Origin of the sequence: Ralstonia sp. NFACC01 (assembly GCF_900115545.1) — a bacterium.
Taxonomy (GTDB): Bacteria; Pseudomonadota; Gammaproteobacteria; order Burkholderiales; family Burkholderiaceae; genus Ralstonia; species Ralstonia mojiangensis.
In genome coordinates this window covers 629,673-648,023 of record NZ_FOWV01000003.1, presented here as the reverse complement: position 1 = coordinate 648,023, position 18,351 = coordinate 629,673, and the positions used below count along the sequence as shown (strand labels likewise).

Genomic DNA, 18,351 nt, shown 5'->3' with positions numbered 1-18,351 from the left:
CTCACCCTACGCGAGCAATCGCCATGGACCGCGTTGCGGCGGCAGCGGCAGCGGTGGTCTTGCCTGTGAAGAGAACGGTATGCAGCTCGGCGGAGAAGCCGCGCACACGCTCCATCACCGCCTTGTTGCGCCGTACCAGCCAGTTGTAGCCGAGCACAGCCGGCACGGCCACGGCAAGGCCGATAGCGGTCATGATCAATGCTTCGCCCACGGGGCCGGCAACTTTGTCGATGGATGCCTGGCCGGCAATGCCGATGGCCGTCAGCGCGTGATAGATGCCCCACACCGTTCCGAACAGCCCCACGAATGGCGCAGTTGACCCGACGGTACCCAGGAAAGAGAGGCCGTCTTGCAGGCGATTGGAAACGGTGTTGGTCGCGCGCTCAACAGCGGTGGTGACCCACGTGTCCAGGCTGATCTGCTCCAGCATCGCGCCATCGTGGTGGTCCCATGCTGACAGCCCGGCCTGTGCAATGAAGCGGAAGGGGCAGTCCTCGTTGAGCGCGCGTGCGCCTTCTGTGAGCGTGGGTGCAGTCCAGAAGACCTCTTCGGCAGTTTTTGCCCGGCGGAGCACACGGGCCTGTTCAAGCAGCTTCGCAACGATGATGTACCAGCTGCCCATCGACATCACGATGAGGATCAGCAGTGTGCCGCGGGCAATCAGATCGCCGCCTTTCCAAAGCGCCTCGAGGCCGTATGGATTCGTTACCGCATCGTTGGCGGCATGCGCAGCGCTGGTTGCCAGCGTCAGAGCGACGGCGGCGGCAGCCGGGTAAAAGCGTTTGGACATATTTGTCTCCTGGAGCGTGTTGAAACAACGTGATGGCATTGGCTGTCGCTTGCAGCCTCAATCGAGCTTGAAAGAGAAGGGCACCTGCACCCGCACCTCCTGGCCTTGCGCGGTGCAGTGGAATTGGCGCACGGCGTTCTCGGCCGCGCGATCCAACACAGGTGCGGCGGACGTGGTGACACGCAGGTCTTTCACGTTGCCGTCGGTGCCCACCGTGAACGCCACGACGACATCGCCCGTGAGGCCGTCTTTGATCGCTTCACGTGGATAGCGGATGCCCGCACGCACCTGCGTCGAGTTCGGGCACACAACGCCCACACTTGCGGCAACTGGCGCAGGTGCCGGCGCCGGTGCTGGAGGCGCGACCGGTGCAGACGGCGTTGGTGTGGCCGACTGGGCGGTAATGGTGTTTTGTGACGGCGGTGTGGCGGTATGCACTTCCGGCGGCGGCACAAACGGGGGTGGCGCAACGTGCTTCGGCCGCGGCGGGGGCTCTGCCAGCTTCTTGGGAGGCGGTGGGGGCGGGGGCGGGGGCTTGATCTCTTCAAGCAGACGCGTCTCGATCGGCGTCGTGATGATCTTCACCACGTTGGTTGCGATACCGCTCAGCAGCGCGTACAGGATCACCACATGCAATGCGATCACGAATGCGATGCCAGCCATTCGACGAGCGTGCGGTTTGGGTTGGGCGTAGTTCATATGCCACGTGTCTCCTGCCTTGATAGGTCTTGTTGAGGAGCACGTTAAAGCCTGGGCATTTCCACTTCATCTCGACTTTGTATCGAGGTTGATACGAAGCGGAATGCGCGGGAAGCAGCTGCAGAGCGTGGCGCGATGGCGCGTGTAAAGCGCACATCTCGTTGCGCTACCGGCGTGCCCTGAATGTTGCGGGACGCGTGGCCGTTGATGTATGCGCAACGGCACCCACGTGGATTATTTCAAGATTGAAATAATCCGTACAAAAAAGCCCTTATATTGGCGTCTCATAATTCCGTGGGAGCGAGCGCGGCACGCTGCCGCTACGACACCGGAGAGGGGAGACACCGTGACCAAATCTATTCATGTTCTCGCTGTCGACGACGACGCGCAGATCAGGGGCTTGCTGTGTGATTGCCTAGCCGATTTCGGCATGGTCACCACGCAAGCCGCCAACGGTGCCGATATGCATCGTGCGCTTGCTAATGGCACAGCCGATATTGTCGTGCTGGATCTGATGTTGCCTGATGGCGATGGACTCGATCTATGTCGCGAAATTCGTGCGAAGTCGGATATCCCGATCATCATCTTGACGGCACGCGGCGAGATGACGGACAGGATCGTAGGGCTCGAGCTGGGCGCGGACGACTACGTCGTCAAGCCGTTTGAGCCTCGTGAGCTGGTGGCGCGTATCCAGACCATCCTGCGCCGCACGCGCGCCCAACTGCATGCGCATGCCGATACCCAGGAAGAGTGCCGGTTCGCAAACTGGCGTCTGAACCTCATTGGCCGCCATTTGATCGCTGCCGACAATACGGTCATCCCACTCTCGAACGCCGAGTTCCGCCTCCTCAATGCATTTCTTGCAGCCCCAGGGCGCGTACTAAGTCGCGAATACTTGATGGATGCCGCACGCGGCAAGTCAACCGATGCATTTGACCGCAGCATCGACGTGCAGATATCGCGCTTGCGTCACAAGTTGCGAGAGGACATCAGGGAACCCAAGCTCATTCGCACGATTCGAGGAGAAGGCTACATGCTTGATACCAAGCAGCATTGAGCGTGGGTAAGCAGGGCGCCGATATGCCACCAAGTTCGGTGGCCGAATATAGGAATCACGGCAACAGGGTACGAAGGGATGCTGCGACAGATCGCATCAAGGCGAAAAAAAGCGACGTTGTACGTCGCCGCCTTCCTCTCTCATTCGTATCAAGATGTGGTCAGTACGGTAGACGGGCTTATTCGTGTGGAATGATGGCGGGAACCGATCTGACACCAGACGAGATGGAGGCGGAACGGGGTGAAAGGCTCAGGACGCTTCGCTTGTTCAGGAATCTCGAGCAGAAGACGCTGGCTGCACTGGCCGGCGTAAGCGTTCGGGCATTGCGGGACCTCGAGAGCGGCCGCGGCTCGAGGGTCAAAACCCTAGTCTGCGTGCTCTGTGCTTTGGGACTGCAGGATTGGATCAACACCATTGCGCCACCTGACACGATTAGTCCGTCGGCACGCACTCGTGAGAAGTCCCGGCAGCGTGCCTCGCATTCGCGTCTCCGTCGTGCTACTTGAGCCGGCTGCAGCGGCGTCTACACCAGGGCTTTTGGCTCGATCGGTACCCAGGTGGGATGGCCAACTGCGCCCGGCAGGATCGCGCAGCGCTCCTCACGCGTCGGGCTCACACGCGGTGTGGGTTGCCCCACCCGTTGCCGCCAGCAAAGATATTCTCCCTGGCCGGGGTTGAAGCGCGTATGCTCGGCGCGGCCACTTGGCGAGCAACGTAACCGGAGTATCACGATGGCCAAGTCTCAATTGCGCGGCAACCGCGAAGTCAAGAAGCCGAAACAGCCGAAGAAGGTGGCAGTGCCTGCAGCACCGTTTGGCTCGGTGCAATCGCGGGTCACGAACGAGGGCGCTGAGAAAAAGAAGAAATGAACGGCGTGTGCACCGGCTGCATCCCCGCGGCATGTTTGCCGCGGGTCCAGCCGAATGTGATGGCGCGATGACATGCAGGGTGCGCGAAGCGTGGCAGCTTTCCACCCACCCCCGATAGTTCGATGGTGCGCAGGGAAAGCGCGTACAGTGGGACTTCCCCCCTTTACGGAGTTCGCTGTGGATACCTATCCGACTTGCCGCTACAAGGGGTTTGATGTCTACCCCCTCATCTACCTGTTCGACCCGCCTCGTGAATGGCACGAGCGGCGCCCGGACCGGTCCTACAACGCTTCGGTGCTGATCTGTCAGGCTGGCGAGGAGCCCAGCATGGAGGACTCCCGCATCTTCCGGCTGGAGGCCACGCCCTGGGACAGCGTCGGCGTGGCCAAACGTGTCGCCGTCAAGATGGCCGAAGACATCATCGATGGCTTCGTGCCTGGCCAGACACTGATGGCGCAATAGCCGCACGAAGGCGGTTGCTTGCGCGTGGATGGCCACCATGCCAGACGCGAGCGTACCGCCCGTTCGTCATCGGTGGCCGTGGGGCCGCCGGTAAGACGATGCACGCAGCAGGAGGCCGTATGGTGCGCATGCGTTATTCGGTCGGCTTGCGCTACGAGGTGCACGACTCGACCGCCGATTTCATCTTCAACTTCCACGCGGCGCAGACTGCGCGCCAAGTCGTCGTCGCCGAATCATTGCAGTTGACCCCGGCGCTGATGGCAGAGCCGCACACCGAACCCGGCCTGCTGAACCGGCGCTTGCGCGTGCGTGCCCCCCGCGGGCACTTCTCGGTCACCTACACCGCCACAGTCGACGTCGACCATGTGCTCACACCGGCGGAGCAGTTGTTCGAAGTCCCCATCGCAGAGCTCCCGCTCGATGTCGTCACGTTCCTGGCCCCCAGCCGGTATTGCGAATCGGATCGGCTCATGGAATTCGCACTGCGCGAGTTTGGCGGCTACGAGCGCGGGTACCGGCTCGTCATCACGATTCGCGACTGGGTCTGCCGCTATGTGCGGTGTGTCTCTCAATCTACGAACGAGCGCACGTCGGCCGTCGACACGCTCGTTGAACGCAAGGGCGTGTGCCGCGACTATGCACACCTCATGATCGCCTTGTGCCGCGCGCTGAGCATTCCCGCGCGCTTTTGCAGCAGCCTCGACTACGGTGCCGACCCCGGCATGGGGCCGGCAGACTTCCACGCGTTCGTGGAGGTATTCGTGGGGCAGCATTGGTACCTCGTCGATCCATCCAATGCCGCGGTGCCCATGGGGCTCTTGCGGATCGGGACGGGGCGCGACGCAGCCGATATTCCCATCGCCATGGTCTTCGGCAACGTGACGCCATCGAGACCGCTGGTGCAGATCGAGGCCGTGGCGAGCATTGCGCCTGGGTTCAGCATGCCGGTGGACACCGCGCAAGGCATCAGCACCTGGTGACGGAGTGGCACGGGTTCACCACTCGTCCGTGGACGGCCCCTCTTCTTCCACGCCGAGAATGACGTCGATCGCCGCCCGTCCTGCCAGCTCGCCCACGAGATGCGCCCAGCGCCGCGAGAAAGGACCACCGTGGACCTTGATGCGCTTTCCGATGGCCGCGACGCCCGCGGGCTGCGTCGGCCCCTGGATGGAAAACCACAAGTCGAACATGTCCTTTGATCGGCCCACGAGTTCCATGTGGATCTGGTAACCACGGTAGTCGGTCGTACGTGTCATTGAAGACATCCTTGATGTGTCGTGGTCGTCTTCCAAGGGTAGGGGCCATGCGCGATGGACGCAATGCGTTTCATGGGAAGCCCCAGCATCTTTTTGCTGTTGACTGCCCCCTGAACCGGCAGCTGCAACCGCAACCTTGCGCAGGCTACGGTCCTCACGGTTCAGGCGTGGCGTTCGACGGTCCGGCAATGGAATGCGGGCCTCGAACTGCGGCATTTCAATATCAAAGACTGAAGCGAGACCCCAAGAGAGTGGGAATAGACACGCGCTCCAGGCGCCGTATCGCAGACAATGTCGGAAGCACGACCACAGCCGGCGATGCTGCGCACCTAGAGGCTTTGCATCCCACCGCTTGTTTTGGGCATGCCCATACGCTAATACACGAGCAAGACGCGAGCCGCCCTATCACGATCCGGCACTAGAACATCGCGACGATCAACTCCAGCCCAGCGCTGGTAGACAAGGAAGCCAAACATGGACGGCAGCGGAGAGGCCCGGCCCAATCTGTATCGTGTTCTGCGCGCGCGCTTGAATGCGCATCCGTTGTCGCATGTCGGGCCCGGGCTGATCACGGGCGTCGCCGACGACGACCCGAGCGGAATCGCGACCTATTCGCAGGCCGGGGCGCAGTTTGGCCTGGAGATGCTATGGACGATGCCGCTTACGTTTCCGTTGATGGCGGCCATGCAGTCGATGTGCGCAAACATGGGACGCGTCACGGGCAAGGGACTTGCGGCCAACATCAAGGACGTCTTCCCGCCGATTGTGTTGCGCGTCGTGGTGTTGCTGTTGCTGATCGCAAATACGTTGAATATTGCTGCTGACGTTGCGGCGATGGGCGAGGTCGCGGAACTCGTTTCCGGCATCGACCGGCATGTCATGACGGCGTTGGTGGTGTTCGGCACCCTGGCACTGCAGATATTCGTTCCTTACCACCGATACGTTTTCTTTCTGAAGTGGCTGACGGCGTCTCTGCTGGCGTATGCCGCAGTCTTGTTTACCGTACACGTGCCGTGGAGCCGCGTGGCGCTGCACACGGTGTGGCCCAGTGTCAGGCTTGATGCCAGTGCCGCATCCATGGTGGTTGCCGTGTTCGGTACCACCATCAGCCCCTACCTGTTCTTTTGGCAGGCTTCCGAAGAGGTGGAAGACATGCGGGCGCGCCCGTCGTTGAAAGCCGATGGGGCCAAGGCCCGCACCGAGCTCCGGCGCATTCGATGGGACACCTGGAGCGGCATGTTGTACTCCAACGTGACCGCTTATTTCATCATCCTCGCCACGGGGGTGACCTTGCACGTTTCTGGAGTGACCGACATCACGACCGCGGCGCAGGCGGCCAGTGCTTTGCGACCGCTTGCGGGAGACTTTGCGTACGTGCTGTTCACCGTCGGGATCCTGGGGGTGGGGCTGATCGGCGTGCCTGTGCTGGCCGGATCAGGCGCCTACGCGCTGTCCGAAGCGATGGGCTGGAAGGAAGGGCTGGAACGGAAAGTGAGCGACGCCCGCGGGTTCTACAGCATCATCGCCTTGAGCGTACTCGCAGGGCTGGCGATCCAGTACTCACCGATCCGACCGATGAAAGCACTTTTCTGGAGCGCAGTCATCAATGGTGTGGTGGCGGTCCCGCTGATGGCGGTCATCATCCTGCTCGTGTCGAAGCCCGCGGTGATGGGCCCCTATACCGCAAGCCGGCCATTGATCGTCTTGGGTTGGTCTGCCACGGCAATCATGGGGGCTGCTGCCCTGGCGATGTTTCTGCTGTAGGCATCGGCACGCAAGCAGGTTGCCCGCATGCCGATGTTGACCTCATGCAACGTGTTGGCGGCGTAGCCCCCTCGGGTGGCGCCGCCTCTTCCCCCTCACCCGGTGAGTTCCGCGCATTGTTGCCCCAGAAGTATCCCGGCGCTGAATGCCAATCCGGAGGAAACGAACCCCTCTGGGATTGCAGCTGCTTCCCAGCCGGTGCCGCCTCCATCACTGTGCGTGAAGCGATATTCGGAGAACCATCGCCGGTCACTACGCTGCAGCGTGCGGATTTCAAGCGTTCCGTTTGGGAGGTCGAGCGAATTGATCATAGATGTCCTTGGTGCGGTTACCTCGGTATGTCGGAAAGTGCCGTTTCACTGTTATTTGAGACTGCAGCGTAAGGCCGGGGCGAAACGTCGTCGGCTCGGTACCGTACAGAACCCGGTCCGTATTGACGGTGAATCACGCAGTCGGTCCGCCGCTTGCCCTCAGCGGTTGCACACCTGGGCAGGTGACGACTGCGTCTGCCACCGTACCGACACACTTCACGCGAGCGAGGATCCTCTTTGTCGGGACGTCCGCGCGACACTCACGCTCACGTGCTGACGCAGGGATGCCCCGATGGGCTGTACGCCGCTTGTGGTCCGTACAGAAAATTCAAGTCCTGGTTTTGCGTTCTCCGCAACAGCACGCGGTGGCTTGCGATCGGGGCGGAGGTGCACAAAATGCGTAGCAATCGGATAGCACAACTGTGCGGCGCGATGCTGGTTATCGTGACGCTCGCGGGCGGGTGTGCCGGGATGTCCCGGCGAGGTACGGACACTGCAATCGGCGCCGGTGTCGGTGGTGTGGCAGGCGCTGTCCTGACAGGCGGTAGCGCGGTAGGGACAGTGGGCGGCGCAGTCGTCGGTGGCGTCGTAGGCAATCAGGTTGGGAAATGATTGCGGACAGGGAAGGCGAAGCGACATGCCCACACTCACACTAATGGGGAATGCCGCTTTCCAACCCGTTCTTATGAATCGATGGTGTATGGCTTAAGCGGCGGCCGCAGCCGCAGCCGTCTTGAGCGGCAGGACAGCGCTGGTCTGCTCCGTGCTGCCGGAAACCCCAAAGGCAACCGCAACGGGATTCATGCTGTCGACCATTGAGGTCGGCATCAGGATCGTGGCGCCACGCTCTTTGGTGGTTTCGTAGATGATGTTCATGGCACGCAGTTGCAGCGCTTGCGGATGGCCTTCGTACATGCCCGCAGCCTCGACGAACTTGGCGGCGATGGCCGCTTCCGCAGAACCCAGGATGACGCGGGCCTGTTTCTCGCGTTCGGCCTGCGCCTGCCGGGACATTGCGTCCTGCAGCGCCACGGGGATGGCCACGTCGCGCACTTCGACCGACGATACGGTCACGCCCCATGCTGCAGTCTTCTCGCCGATCTCTGCGCGCAGCTGCTCGTCTGCCGCCTTCCGGTCTGATAGCAGTGCCGAGAGCATCGAGGCGCCGATCATTTCACGCAACGATGTCTGGGCGACGCGGTCGATGGCCTGACGGTAGTCGGTAATGGCCAGCGCAGCCTTCTGCGCATCGTGAACGTGCCAGAAGATGATCGCGTCGACATTGACCGGCACGGTGTCTTTCGTCAATGCCTGCTCGGCATTGAATCCGGTCGTTTGAATGCGCTCGTCAATCACAGCGGTGACGCTGTCGACGATCGGCAGGATCATGAACAACCCGGGCCCTTTCACGCTTTGCAGCTTGCCTGCGCGCAGGATGACGAACTTCTGCCAGGCGTTTGCCATCTTGAGTGTCGATGCAACGAGGATTGCCGCAACCCAAAACACGGGCGCCAGCAGAACCGAGCCGAACATACCGGCGGCGGCCCCCACAGCCAAGAGAAGGACAACGATGAATGCGGTGATGGGATTCATATGGCGCCTCGCCAGCAAGTGGTACTGCAAACCATGAGGGACGGGGTCAGGGTTCTGGAGACGGTCGCTCGAACTGTCTGCGTGACGTCTTTACCCGAAGACGTGTGACCGGATGTCGTGTTCAAAATCGACTGTCCAGTCCGGGCCATGAGCACCGTCGTATTCCCGCATGGTCTTGCCCATCCGGACGATGACGCTACGGTCCAGCGCCTCGGAAGGGGCGCCACTCGAGAAGTGTTCCGTGGATGACACCTCAAAGCCGTCGGGCGCGAGGCCGTTTCGCAGGCACACCTCGCGAAACGCGTCGCGCTCCATGTCTGGGAACTGGAGAATGGTTTGATCGAGCATCACGTTGGCCTCTTTCTCGTAGTGCGCCGCCGCCTGTGCATGAGATGCCGTGGGGCGTAACGGATCGTCGGCTTTAGAGTCGCCCCATGAACAAGAGCACGAGAACGATGAGCAGAACCACGCCGAGCGCACCGCTTGGCGCGTAGCCCCACCCGTTGCTGTAGGACCACCTTGGGAATGCCCCAACCAGTAAAACGGCTAAGACAATGAGAAGTACGAGTCCGAGAGACATGATGTCCTCCTTGTTTTGTAGATTCCCCCCACTCCGTGTGCACGAGCCAGGCAAGAAGCGCTCCACGGTTGGTTCTTCATGAGGTTGACGCGCGAAGTTTTCCGGGCATTGCCCGAGCGAATTCAGCGTCCCCCATCTTCTTGAAGAATAGAGTAGTGCGGGTTTGAAAACGGTTCGGTAGCGTACGCACCAGCATGCCAATGCATGTCTCGTGCGGGTCGCAAAGCGGCGATCACCCCCTTGGTCAGCGGGGGCCATCAATAACGGCTTCGCTAACGATGATCACGGTCTCTATCACCGTGGTCACCCTCGTAGCCTCCGTGGCGATTACCTTCATAACCGCCACGGTGGTCACGTTCATAGCCACCCTGCCGGCCGTCGTGGTAGCCGTCGTCAGGAACCCACAGGCAACCGGCCAGCGAGGCCATCCATATCCCCAGGACCGTATAGATAAGGGCGCGCATGGCGGCCTCCTCGCGACTGCACTAAAGAGATTTGAGTTTGGTGACTTTCGTGCCCTCGAGCGTCACGCCTGCCATCAACCCACTGTTGGTGAGAACGAATGCCTCGATCGGCCCCGTCGCGGTCGAACTGTCGATGTTGCCGTTGGCACCCACTTTCAGGACGGCAACCGATGCGTCACCGCCTGCGGACCATCCATCGCTATTGCTATTGCTATTGCGCAATCGTGCCGGCGCCTCCTGTGGCAAGAGTGGCAAGAGCCATCGCCGTCAGGGTGAGGACACGCCTTTCTCGCATCTCCGAGTCCATCGCGGACGCGCCAAGTTCAGCGTACGTCAATGCGGAGTGCGTTACGGTACGACAGCGTACGAAGATGCAGGGCCGGGTGAGAAGAGCCAGTGATGGCGATTTGCTGCGCGCTGGCGGATCCGGTCCATCGCAGCTTGCGACGCGGTTCAGCCAATTTGCGTGGGTGATTGCGCCGCCCCTCTCGAGTTAGTCCACTACCGTACAGACGGCACTGCGTCTGCGGAGACATCATGCGGTTTCGTTGGGCAAGGTCTTGTCTTGGTATGCGCATCGCCGGGTAATGAAGTGGAAGTGGTCCGAGCGCGGCGCGTCAAGGCACGGCATCCCCCACGACCAACTGAGCGCCGAAAGCGCAGGAGCATTGCCATGAACAAGGATCAAGTGAAGGGCCGTCTTGAGGAAGCGAAGGGCAAGTTGACTGAAGCCGTTGGCAAGGTCACCGGAAAGGACACCACGGCAGCGAAAGGAAAGGTCGAACAGATTGCCGGTAAGGCGCAGGCTGCGTATGGCGACGCCAAGGATGCGCTCAAGAAGCAGCCGAAGCCTTGAACGAACGTCGCGCCCATCGCTGACATGCAGCCCCCCCCCGGGGGGGCGGTCAGAGCGCCTCGAGGTCTGGAAGCAGGCGATCGAACTCGCGCTTGACCACGGCGTAGCATTCGCAGACGCGACGCTCGAGGCCGGGGCGATCCAGGACTTCGATGGTTCCGTGGCTGTAACGGATCAACCCGGCGGTCTGCAGCTTCAAAGCGGCTTCAGTGACCCCGGACCTGCGCACGCCCAGCATGTTGGCAATCAGCTCCTGGGTCATGCGCAGCTCGTTGGAGGGCAGGCGGTCCAGGCTCAGGAGGAGCCAGCGACACAGCTGCTGGTCGATCGAGTGGTGCCGGTTGCAGACGGCGGTTTGGGCCATCTGGGTAATGAGTGCCTGGGTATAGCGCAACAACAGACGCTGCATGGCCCCGGCGCGGGCAAACTCCTGTTTGAGAATGCGGGCACTGAGGCGGTAAGCGCCGCCCGCACTCTGAACCACGGCACGGCTGGGGGTGGTTTCCCCGCCCATGAAGATGGCGATGCCGACCATGCCCTCGTTGCCGACGATCGCGATCTCGCCCGATGAGCCGTCTTCCATGACATAGAGCAGGGAGACGATGGACGTGACGGGAAAGTAGACGAATTCGGGGCGGTCGCCCGATTCATAAACGACATGCCCGAGCGGCATGTCGACCCAGACAAGCTGGGGCGCGATGCTCTCCCATTCCGCTGGCGGCAGCACGGACAACAGACGGTTCAGCTTCGGATTCGGTAGAGCCTTCAAGGCCGCCTCCCTTCCAGTGGTGGTGTGGTATCCCGGTCGTCATTCCCGCGGCGCTGCTGGGCAGGGCGGCGTCCGTGCATCAGCGTACCTCGTGGCCCAGGCCCTGCGCTGCCCAGGCGCGCGACAGCACAATCTTGAGCGCGGCGATGACGGGCACCGACAGGAAAATGCCTGCGACGCCGCCCAACTGCTCGCCTGCAAGCAACCCCACGATGACGAGGAGCGGACTGACCTTGACCCCTTCGCTCATCAGGTAGGGATTCAGCACGTAGTCCTGGAACAGACGGTAGACCACGATGAACCCGATCAGCCAGAACAAGTGCGGATACCCGCTGAACACGGCGACGGTGACGATCGCCACCACGGCGGCCAATGGCCCGGCAAACGGAATGAACTCCAACACCGCAGCCGTGGTTGCCAGCAACAGTGCATATGGCACGCCCAGCAGGTAAAAGGCGATGCTGTAGAAAAGCAAGGTGGCCAGGGACAGTAGCAGCAGTGCACGCACATAGCGTGACAGGAGCGTGTCCAGATCATCGATGATGTTTCCCCAGAGGCGCTTATCCGAGGATCGTATCCATGACAGCAGCGCAGCGTGGATGGAAGGCGCTTCATTGATCATCAGAAAACTCATGATGGGGATGAGCACAAGGTAGACGAGATTGCTGGCTGCGTGCATGACACCCAGGCCGATGTTTCGAACCAGAGGCATAGCCTGGTCGGAGGTTGTCGAGAGTTGCTCGCGGAGGAACTCCAGAATGCGCGCGCGCAGCGGCTCCAGAAAGTTCGGGAGGGCAAGGCGATCTGCCATGGTGCTGGTATCGAGCAGCTTCGGGAGTTGATCGGCAAGCCTGCCTGCTTCCTCCTGCACCGTCACGCCAAACACCGAGCCCGCCACGATGGCCACCAACACGACGAGGATGAACACGATGCCGATCGATACGCTGCGCGGCGCCTGTCTCGGCATGCGCCGTTCCAGTTGTTCGATCAGCGGGTACAGCAGGTAGCTGAAGAAGACGGCAAATACCGTGACCAGCAGCACGGACGCGATCTTGTAGATGATCAATACGGCCAGCGCAAAGAGAAAAACGGTCCAGACGATTCTTCCGGTGCGTGGGTCAAATCCGAGCATGACGATCCTCCCCGTCGGAGTGATGGCACGGCGAGCCCCAGATGACTAGATCTGGCTCACGTGTGCCGCGATGCTTTTACTGGTCTTGGTGATTGCCGCCTGGACGCTCTCCAAGGTCTCGAAGAACTCGCTGAAATGGGTGGCGTCCATACGGTGATGCGTGGCAATTGCGTTGGCCAGTTGCTCTCTGAACTGACGGATGCTGGCGAGCAACGCAATGACATCGCGCACCAGTTCAGGGGTGCTGAGGTTGTGCAGTTGAATGGCCGCGATCGCGGCCTCCAGCTCATCGATTGCGCGAATGTCGAAAGGCTTCTCTCCTGCAGCGATCGCACTCACGGCTTGCTTGTCGGGTAGCTCGCTCATAACGCTTCGTACCAGCGCCTCTGCTGCCATGGCAATTTCGCTCACCGCTTTGGCCACCGTGCGCCTCTCCGTGCGCCGTTCGCTGCGCTGAAGCAACCAGCCTGCCAGCCACGTTCCCGCAATCGCAACAATGATTGCGGCCGCCTGTACCCACGCAGCCAAGGCGGGGTGTTTTTCGATCCAATCCAGAAGGCTGCTCATGAGAGATGTCTACCCAATGGAGCGGCTCCCCGTTCTTGTGGTTATTCAGCGGCGCTTGCTCAAGTTATCTAACATCCTGCGCCTGTTTGCACCCTTTATATGGCATTCGTCGAGCCGACTCAGACGTCTTGTGGAGGCGGTCTAGCCAAGGTGAACGCAATATCCACTCCAGTGTGATGGGGGTGCTTTGCAGCGATGAATTCAATCGGGCTGCGCAATGGTTTGGCAGCGTCCACGGCGCCGGGCGGAGCAATCAGAGTTCCGGCGTCAACCCGTTGGCTATGATTCAGCCGCTGCCGCATCAACGGCGGCGGGGTGTAACGACTTGTTCCACGCAGTACCTCTGGACGGCAATTGCTTCGCAGTTCGCCGGCAAGTAGCGGCTATGCCGACGCTGCGTCGCACTTCAATCTCACTGGACAGCTTGGAGCTTTGGAGAAGCTAAGTTATTGAAATTTATGAGATTTGTGAGCGAGGGGCTACGTGGGCGACCCGCAGGAGAGTTCAGCGTTGAGTGAATCTCGACATCGACATCTCCACAACTTCCCCTGCGCCCGTTCTTGAAATCGTAATACCCCGTCCCTATAATTAGCACTCGCCGGGCAGGAGTGCTAACAAAGCCTCCACCCCCGATGCTTTCCCGATGCGCCGCGTCCTGCGGCGCGTTTTGTGAATAAACACTCACTTTGCATTGAGGAGTTTGTATGAACCTGCGTCCCTTGCATGATCGCGTGATCGTGAAGCGCCTGGACAACGAAACGAAGACCGCTTCGGGCATCGTCATCCCTGACGCCGCCGCTGAAAAGCCGGATCAAGGCGAAGTGCTGGCCGTCGGTCCGGGCAAGAAAGACGACAAGGGCAATGCGATCGCGCTGGACGTGAAGGTCGGCGACCGCGTGCTGTTCGGCAAGTACGCCGGCCAAGGCGTCAAGGTGGATGGTCAGGAAGTCCTGGTCATGCGCGAAGAAGACATCATGGCCGTGGTGGCGAAGTAAGCGGGCGCTCTTTCGCATCGGCTTACCAGTAACCCAATCCTCATTGTCTGCCCGGCGGATTTCCCCGGTGTAGGCAACATCCAAAGATTTCGGAGATTCTCAAGATGGCAGCTAAAGACGTAGTGTTCGGCGACGCCGCACGTGCCAAGATGGTCGAAGGCGTGAACATTCTCGCCAACGCAGTCAAGGTGACCCTGGGCCCCAAGGGCCGTAACGTGGTGCTGGAGCGCAGCTTCGGTGGCCCGACCGTGACCAAGGACGGTGTGTCGGTCGCCAAGGAAATCGAGCTGAAGGACAAGCTGCAGAACATGGGCGCGCAAATGGTCAAGGAAGTCGCTTCCAAGACCAGCGACAACGCCGGTGACGGCACCACCACCGCAACGGTGCTGGCCCAGTCGATCGTGCGCGAAGGCATGAAGTATGTTGCCGCCGGCATGAACCCGATGGACCTGAAGCGCGGCATCGACAAGGCTGTCGGCGCTGCCGTCGAAGAGCTGAAGAAGATCAGCAAGCCGACCACCACCAGCAAGGAAATCGCTCAAGTTGGCGCCATCTCGGCCAACAGCGACGAATCCATCGGCCAGCGCATCGCTGAAGCCATGGACAAGGTCGGTAAGGAAGGCGTGATCACGGTGGAAGACGGCAAGTCGCTGGCCGACGAGCTGGACGTCGTGGAAGGCATGCAGTTCGACCGCGGCTACCTGTCGCCGTACTTCATCAACAACCCGGAAAAGCAAGTTGTCCAGCTGGACAACCCGTTCGTGCTGCTGTTCGACAAGAAGGTTAGCAACATCCGCGACCTGCTGCCGGTGCTGGAACAAGTCGCCAAGGCTGGCCGTCCGCTGCTGATCATCGCTGAAGACGTCGAAGGCGAAGCCCTGGCAACGCTGGTGGTCAACAACATCCGTGGCATCCTGAAGACCGCTGCTGTGAAGGCTCCGGGCTTCGGCGACCGCCGCAAGGCCATGCTGGAAGACATCGCCATCCTGACGGGCGGCCAAGTCATCGCTGAAGAAGTCGGCCTGACGCTGGAAAAGGCAACCCTGAACGACCTGGGCCAAGCCAAGCGAGTTGAAATCGGCAAGGAAAACACCACGATCATCGATGGCGCAGGCGATGCCCGCAACATCGAAGCCCGCGTGAAGCAAGTGCGTGCCCAGATCGAAGAAGCGACCTCGGACTACGACCGTGAGAAGCTGCAAGAGCGCGTGGCCAAGCTGGCCGGCGGTGTTGCTGTGATCAAGGTTGGCGCTGCCACCGAAGTCGAAATGAAGGAAAAGAAGGCCCGCGTGGAAGATGCTCTGCACGCAACGCGCGCTGCCGTGGAAGAAGGTATCGTGGCTGGCGGCGGTGTTGCACTGCTGCGCGCCCGTGCGCTGATCTCCGGCCTGAAGGGTGCCAACGCTGACCAAGACGCCGGTATCAAGATCGTGCTGCGCGCCATGGAAGAGCCGCTGCGCCAGATCGTCACGAACGCTGGAGACGAGGCTTCGGTGGTGGTGGCTAACGTCATCGCCGGCCAAGGCAACTACGGCTACAACGCTTCGACCGGCGAGTACGGTGACCTGGTGGAGATGGGCGTGCTGGACCCGACCAAGGTGACCCGCACCGCGCTGCAGAACGCCGCTTCGGTCGCTTCGCTGATGCTGACCACGGATTGCGCCGTGGCAGAACTGCCGAAGGACGATGCAGCTCCGGCAATGCCGGGCGGCATGGGTGGCATGGGTGGCATGGACGGCATGATGTAATTTGCCTGTCCGGCAACCTGGCCCGGCCATCTTTCGGGATGGCTGTTCCAAACAAAAAACCCCGTGGGTGCGAGCCCGCGGGGTTTTTTGTTGCCTGCTTTGTTAAGGCGGCGTTAACGCTGCAATGCAGTGGGCTTCGATACAATCGGCCCACCCGCGAGCCTCAGCGTCGTTAAGTATCGATAAGCGTCCTGAAGCGGGCACGACAACAACTCAGGGAAGGGAAAACAGATGAACGACATCGCACGCGAGTCCGTCCTGGGCAGCGCCCCCGCTCCGGCTGCGCCGCAACCCCTGCGACTGCGCTTTATCGGCAGTGGCTCCGAATACTTCCGCATCTGGATCGTCAACCTGCTGCTGACCATCGTCACGCTGGGCATTTACTCGGCCTGGGCGAAGGTGCGCACGCTGCAGTATTTCTATCGCAACACCCAACTGGCCGGTTCGAGCTTCGACTATCACGGCAGCCCGATCGCCATTCTCAAGGGCCGCGCGATCATTTTCGTGCTGGCGCTTGCGTTCAACCTCCTGGGCCATTCGTCGCCGCTGCTGGGGCTGGCGCTGCTTGCATTGATGGCCGCTGCGTTTCCGTGGCTGCTCGTGCGCTCGCTGCGGTTCCGCATGGCGAATTCCAGCTACCGAGGCCTGCGCTTCGCCTTTACGGGCAAGGATGCGGAGGGCTACATGGTGTTTCTGGTGTGGCCGATTCTGAGCGTGTTCTCGCTGTATCTGCTCGCACCGCTGGCGCACCAGCGCTTCAAGCGGTTCCAGCACAAGAACACGCGCTTCGGTACCGCGCAGTTCGATTTTTCAGGCACGCCGGGCCACTTCTACGGCGTTTATCTGCGCACCTTCGGGCTGGCGATCCTGGCACTCGTGGTGGCCTCCTGCTTGGCGCTGCTGCTGGGTGTGTCGCTGCACAGCGCGCCGGGCGTGGGCCAGATCTTCGGCTTCATCCTCATCGGGCTGTTCATGTATGCCGCGATGCTGTTCCTGACGCCCTATTTCCTGTCGCGCCTGCAGAACCTCGTGTGGAACCACACCACGCTGGGCGCGCATCGCTTCCAGAGCCAGGTGGGTGCAGGCAAGCTGTTCTGGATTTTCGTGTCGAATGCGGTACTGATCGTGATCACCATCGGCCTGTTCACGCCGTTTGCACGTGTGCGCACGGCGCGCTACAAGCTCGACTCGGTGACGATGCTCGCGGCCGGTTCGCTTGACACCTTCGTTGCCGGAGAAACCACCAACGTGGGCGCCCTGGGCGACGCAACGGTGGACTGGTACGACATCGATATCGCGCTGTAAGCGCGCTGCAGGCAAAGGCAACCGCTGTGATTCTCGCGACCTACTTCGACGGCCGTACCTCGCGCGCGCAACCCGTGCGCCTTGCCGTCGAGGCGGGCGAGGCGGTGCTGTTCGACGCGGAGGGCACGGCGTTGCGCCGCGCGGCGCTCTCTACGCTGCGGGTGTCGGAGCGCGTCAAGCATGCCCCCCGCTTGATCACCTTCGAAGACGGCGCGTTCTGCGAGATCAACGACCCGGCGGAGCAGGCATCGCTGAATGCGCTGCTGCATCGCACCGGCTATCGCGAGGGCTGGGTCGTGCTGGCGCAGAACAGCTGGAAGCTGGCGCTGGGCTCGCTGTTGGCCATGGTGGTCGTGCTGGCGCTGGGCTACCGCTACGGCTTGCCGTGGGGCGCCAAGGTGGTGGCCAATATGGTGCCGCAGCGCGCCGAGGCGCAGCTCGGGCGCAGCACGCTGAAAGCCATGGACGAGCGCTGGCTCCGGCCCAGCAAGCTGCCCGCCGCGCAGCAGGACCGCATCCGCGCACGGTTTTCCGCTCTGCACAGGCCGCCACAGGCTACGCACACGTATCACATCGTTTTTCGTGATGCCGACATCGGCGCCAATGCCTTTGCGCTGCCCGGCGGCGACATCGTCGTGACCGACGCGCTGGTCAAGCTGGTGGGTGAGGGCGATGGCCTGACAGGTGTGCTGGCGCACGAGGCAGGTCACGTTGAATATCGCCATGGGCTGCGGCAAGTGATTCAGTCGTCGGCCATTGGGGCAACGGCGGCGCTGCTGTTTGGCGATGTCTCGACCATTCTGTCGGGCGTGCCGGCGGCGCTGCTGACGCTGCGCTATTCGCGTGACTACGAGCGCGATGCCGATCGCTATGCCGCGCTGCTGCTGCAGGAGAACGGCTTGTCTGTCGGCGCGTTTGCCGACGTGCTGCAGGCGCTGGAAGACACGCATGGCGGCACGCGCAAGGCAGATGCCACCAAGAAGGGCGACGCTGCCAGCGATGACGACGCCTCGGCGTTTTTCTCCTCGCACCCGCTGACGCGCGAGCGCATCGATACGCTGCGCCGCTTTGACCGCACGCACGGCGGCAGCGAAAACGGCGACGCGGAATGAAGTCTGTCGCCGGGATGGCCGC

At 61.6% G+C, this 18,351-nt stretch carries 21 protein-coding genes and 1 pseudogene; 11 read left to right on the top strand and 11 right to left on the bottom strand.

All coding sequences use genetic code 11. From position 1 onward, the window contains the following. Nucleotide 1 precedes the first annotated feature (1 nt). Entirely contained in the window at nucleotides 2-790 is a 789-nt protein-coding gene (locus BM136_RS11050) for a MotA/TolQ/ExbB proton channel family protein (RefSeq protein WP_254775655.1), read from the bottom strand. 57 nt (nucleotides 791-847) lie between these two features. After that, on the bottom strand, nucleotides 848-1,489 hold the full coding sequence (locus tag BM136_RS11045; RefSeq protein WP_092971856.1) for an energy transducer TonB: 642 nt from the start codon (nucleotides 1,487-1,489) through the stop codon (nucleotides 848-850). 346 nt (nucleotides 1,490-1,835) lie between these two features. On the opposite strand from BM136_RS11045, the gene BM136_RS11040 reads away from it, so the two are divergent. From BM136_RS11040 to BM136_RS11025, 4 genes are all read left to right on the top strand, one after another. Further along, nucleotides 1,836-2,546, top strand: a complete 711-nt coding sequence (locus BM136_RS11040; protein WP_254775654.1) for a response regulator — start codon at nucleotides 1,836-1,838, stop codon at nucleotides 2,544-2,546. A 731-nt stretch (nucleotides 2,547-3,277) separates the two neighbouring features. After that, nucleotides 3,278-3,415, top strand: a complete 138-nt coding sequence (locus BM136_RS25375; RefSeq protein WP_009238943.1) for a hypothetical protein — start codon at nucleotides 3,278-3,280, stop codon at nucleotides 3,413-3,415. 177 nt (nucleotides 3,416-3,592) lie between these two features. Beyond that, on the top strand, nucleotides 3,593-3,877 hold the full coding sequence (locus BM136_RS11030; protein WP_092971853.1) for a hypothetical protein: 285 nt from the start codon (nucleotides 3,593-3,595) through the stop codon (nucleotides 3,875-3,877). A 119-nt stretch (nucleotides 3,878-3,996) separates the two neighbouring features. Then, entirely contained in the window at nucleotides 3,997-4,857 is an 861-nt protein-coding gene (locus BM136_RS11025) for a transglutaminase-like domain-containing protein (protein WP_092971852.1), read from the top strand. A 15-nt stretch (nucleotides 4,858-4,872) separates the two neighbouring features. On the opposite strand, the gene BM136_RS11020 is transcribed toward BM136_RS11025, so the two are convergent. Beyond that, on the bottom strand, nucleotides 4,873-5,133 hold the full coding sequence (locus BM136_RS11020; RefSeq protein WP_009238940.1) for a hypothetical protein: 261 nt from the start codon (nucleotides 5,131-5,133) through the stop codon (nucleotides 4,873-4,875). 474 nt (nucleotides 5,134-5,607) lie between these two features. Between BM136_RS11020 and BM136_RS11015 the strand changes: the two genes are divergently transcribed. Further along, nucleotides 5,608-6,897: an NRAMP family divalent metal transporter gene (locus tag BM136_RS11015; RefSeq protein WP_092971851.1), complete on the top strand. Its 1,290-nt coding sequence runs from the start codon at nucleotides 5,608-5,610 to the stop codon at nucleotides 6,895-6,897. 95 nt (nucleotides 6,898-6,992) lie between these two features. Here BM136_RS11015 and BM136_RS11010 read toward each other — a convergent pair whose 3' ends face one another. Beyond that, nucleotides 6,993-7,208 carry a hypothetical protein gene (locus BM136_RS11010; protein WP_092971850.1) on the bottom strand — a complete coding sequence of 72 codons (216 nt, stop codon included), beginning with the start codon at nucleotides 7,206-7,208 and terminating at the stop codon, nucleotides 6,993-6,995. Nucleotides 7,209-7,604: 396 nt separating this feature from the next. Here BM136_RS11010 and BM136_RS11005 point away from each other — a divergent pair, with 396 nt between their 5' ends. Next, nucleotides 7,605-7,820 (top strand): glycine zipper 2TM domain-containing protein, encoded by a 216-nt coding sequence (locus tag BM136_RS11005; protein WP_080693787.1) that lies wholly within the window; start codon nucleotides 7,605-7,607, stop codon nucleotides 7,818-7,820. Between the two features lie 93 nt (nucleotides 7,821-7,913). Here BM136_RS11005 and BM136_RS11000 read toward each other — a convergent pair whose 3' ends face one another. The 4 genes and pseudogenes from BM136_RS11000 to BM136_RS10985 form a co-directional block, all read right to left on the bottom strand. Beyond that, nucleotides 7,914-8,801, bottom strand: coding sequence for a slipin family protein (locus BM136_RS11000; protein ID WP_092971849.1), 888 nt, complete (start codon nucleotides 8,799-8,801; stop codon nucleotides 7,914-7,916). 90 nt (nucleotides 8,802-8,891) lie between these two features. Continuing rightward, nucleotides 8,892-9,149 (bottom strand): hypothetical protein, encoded by a 258-nt coding sequence (locus BM136_RS10995; protein ID WP_009238936.1) that lies wholly within the window; start codon nucleotides 9,147-9,149, stop codon nucleotides 8,892-8,894. 73 nt (nucleotides 9,150-9,222) lie between these two features. Continuing rightward, nucleotides 9,223-9,381, bottom strand: a complete 159-nt coding sequence (locus BM136_RS10990) for a DUF3309 family protein (protein ID WP_037028723.1) — start codon at nucleotides 9,379-9,381, stop codon at nucleotides 9,223-9,225. A 485-nt stretch (nucleotides 9,382-9,866) separates the two neighbouring features. Beyond that, nucleotides 9,867-10,049, bottom strand: a pseudogene (locus BM136_RS10985) (twin-arginine translocation pathway signal); the annotation flags it as partial. A gap of 469 nt (nucleotides 10,050-10,518) precedes the next feature. On the opposite strand from BM136_RS10985, the gene BM136_RS10980 reads away from it, so the two are divergent. Beyond that, nucleotides 10,519-10,701 (top strand): CsbD family protein, encoded by a 183-nt coding sequence (locus BM136_RS10980; RefSeq protein WP_092971848.1) that lies wholly within the window; start codon nucleotides 10,519-10,521, stop codon nucleotides 10,699-10,701. Nucleotides 10,702-10,750: 49 nt separating this feature from the next. Here BM136_RS10980 and BM136_RS10975 read toward each other — a convergent pair whose 3' ends face one another. The 3 genes from BM136_RS10975 to BM136_RS10965 all read right to left on the bottom strand — a co-directional run bounded on the left by BM136_RS10975 (nucleotide 10,751) and on the right by BM136_RS10965 (nucleotide 13,169). Further along, nucleotides 10,751-11,470 (bottom strand): Crp/Fnr family transcriptional regulator, encoded by a 720-nt coding sequence (locus BM136_RS10975; RefSeq protein WP_092971847.1) that lies wholly within the window; start codon nucleotides 11,468-11,470, stop codon nucleotides 10,751-10,753. Nucleotides 11,471-11,549: 79 nt separating this feature from the next. Then, nucleotides 11,550-12,602, bottom strand: coding sequence for an AI-2E family transporter (locus tag BM136_RS10970; RefSeq protein WP_092971846.1), 1,053 nt, complete (start codon nucleotides 12,600-12,602; stop codon nucleotides 11,550-11,552). 45 nt (nucleotides 12,603-12,647) lie between these two features. Beyond that, entirely contained in the window at nucleotides 12,648-13,169 is a 522-nt protein-coding gene (locus tag BM136_RS10965; RefSeq protein ID WP_092971845.1) for a hypothetical protein, read from the bottom strand. A 704-nt stretch (nucleotides 13,170-13,873) separates the two neighbouring features. Here BM136_RS10965 and groES point away from each other — a divergent pair. From groES to BM136_RS10945, 4 genes are all read left to right on the top strand, one after another. After that, nucleotides 13,874-14,164, top strand: a complete 291-nt coding sequence (gene groES, locus BM136_RS10960; protein ID WP_004629730.1) for a co-chaperone GroES — start codon at nucleotides 13,874-13,876, stop codon at nucleotides 14,162-14,164. A 104-nt stretch (nucleotides 14,165-14,268) separates the two neighbouring features. Continuing rightward, entirely contained in the window at nucleotides 14,269-15,912 is a 1,644-nt protein-coding gene (gene groL, locus BM136_RS10955) for a chaperonin GroEL (RefSeq protein WP_045203590.1), read from the top strand. 231 nt (nucleotides 15,913-16,143) lie between these two features. Then, complete coding sequence (locus tag BM136_RS10950; RefSeq protein ID WP_092971844.1) at nucleotides 16,144-17,217, top strand: YjgN family protein; 1,074 nt, start codon at nucleotides 16,144-16,146, stop codon at nucleotides 17,215-17,217. Nucleotides 17,218-17,243: 26 nt separating this feature from the next. Beyond that, nucleotides 17,244-18,329: a M48 family metallopeptidase gene (locus BM136_RS10945; protein WP_092971843.1), complete on the top strand. Its 1,086-nt coding sequence runs from the start codon at nucleotides 17,244-17,246 to the stop codon at nucleotides 18,327-18,329. Nucleotides 18,330-18,351: the final 22 nt, after the last annotated feature.

Coding starts and splice junctions, on each gene's coding strand:
- BM136_RS11005 (WP_080693787.1), top strand. CDS start 7,605: ATGCGTAGCAATCGGATAGCACAACTGTGCGGCGCGATGCTGGTTATC.
- BM136_RS11020 (WP_009238940.1), bottom strand. CDS start 5,133: ATGACACGTACGACCGACTACCGTGGTTACCAGATCCACATGGAACTC.
- groL (WP_045203590.1), top strand. CDS start 14,269: ATGGCAGCTAAAGACGTAGTGTTCGGCGACGCCGCACGTGCCAAGATG.
- BM136_RS10970 (WP_092971846.1), bottom strand. CDS start 12,602: ATGCTCGGATTTGACCCACGCACCGGAAGAATCGTCTGGACCGTTTTT.
- BM136_RS11010 (WP_092971850.1), bottom strand. CDS start 7,208: ATGATCAATTCGCTCGACCTCCCAAACGGAACGCTTGAAATCCGCACG.
- BM136_RS11000 (WP_092971849.1), bottom strand. CDS start 8,801: ATGAATCCCATCACCGCATTCATCGTTGTCCTTCTCTTGGCTGTGGGG.
- BM136_RS11050 (WP_254775655.1), bottom strand. CDS start 790: ATGTCCAAACGCTTTTACCCGGCTGCCGCCGCCGTCGCTCTGACGCTG.
- BM136_RS25375 (WP_009238943.1), top strand. CDS start 3,278: ATGGCCAAGTCTCAATTGCGCGGCAACCGCGAAGTCAAGAAGCCGAAA.
- groES (WP_004629730.1), top strand. CDS start 13,874: ATGAACCTGCGTCCCTTGCATGATCGCGTGATCGTGAAGCGCCTGGAC.
- BM136_RS11015 (WP_092971851.1), top strand. CDS start 5,608: ATGGACGGCAGCGGAGAGGCCCGGCCCAATCTGTATCGTGTTCTGCGC.
- BM136_RS10995 (WP_009238936.1), bottom strand. CDS start 9,149: ATGCTCGATCAAACCATTCTCCAGTTCCCAGACATGGAGCGCGACGCG.
- BM136_RS10965 (WP_092971845.1), bottom strand. CDS start 13,169: ATGAGCAGCCTTCTGGATTGGATCGAAAAACACCCCGCCTTGGCTGCG.
- BM136_RS10950 (WP_092971844.1), top strand. CDS start 16,144: ATGAACGACATCGCACGCGAGTCCGTCCTGGGCAGCGCCCCCGCTCCG.
- BM136_RS10980 (WP_092971848.1), top strand. CDS start 10,519: ATGAACAAGGATCAAGTGAAGGGCCGTCTTGAGGAAGCGAAGGGCAAG.
- BM136_RS10990 (WP_037028723.1), bottom strand. CDS start 9,381: ATGTCTCTCGGACTCGTACTTCTCATTGTCTTAGCCGTTTTACTGGTT.
- BM136_RS11025 (WP_092971852.1), top strand. CDS start 3,997: ATGGTGCGCATGCGTTATTCGGTCGGCTTGCGCTACGAGGTGCACGAC.
- BM136_RS11045 (WP_092971856.1), bottom strand. CDS start 1,489: ATGAACTACGCCCAACCCAAACCGCACGCTCGTCGAATGGCTGGCATC.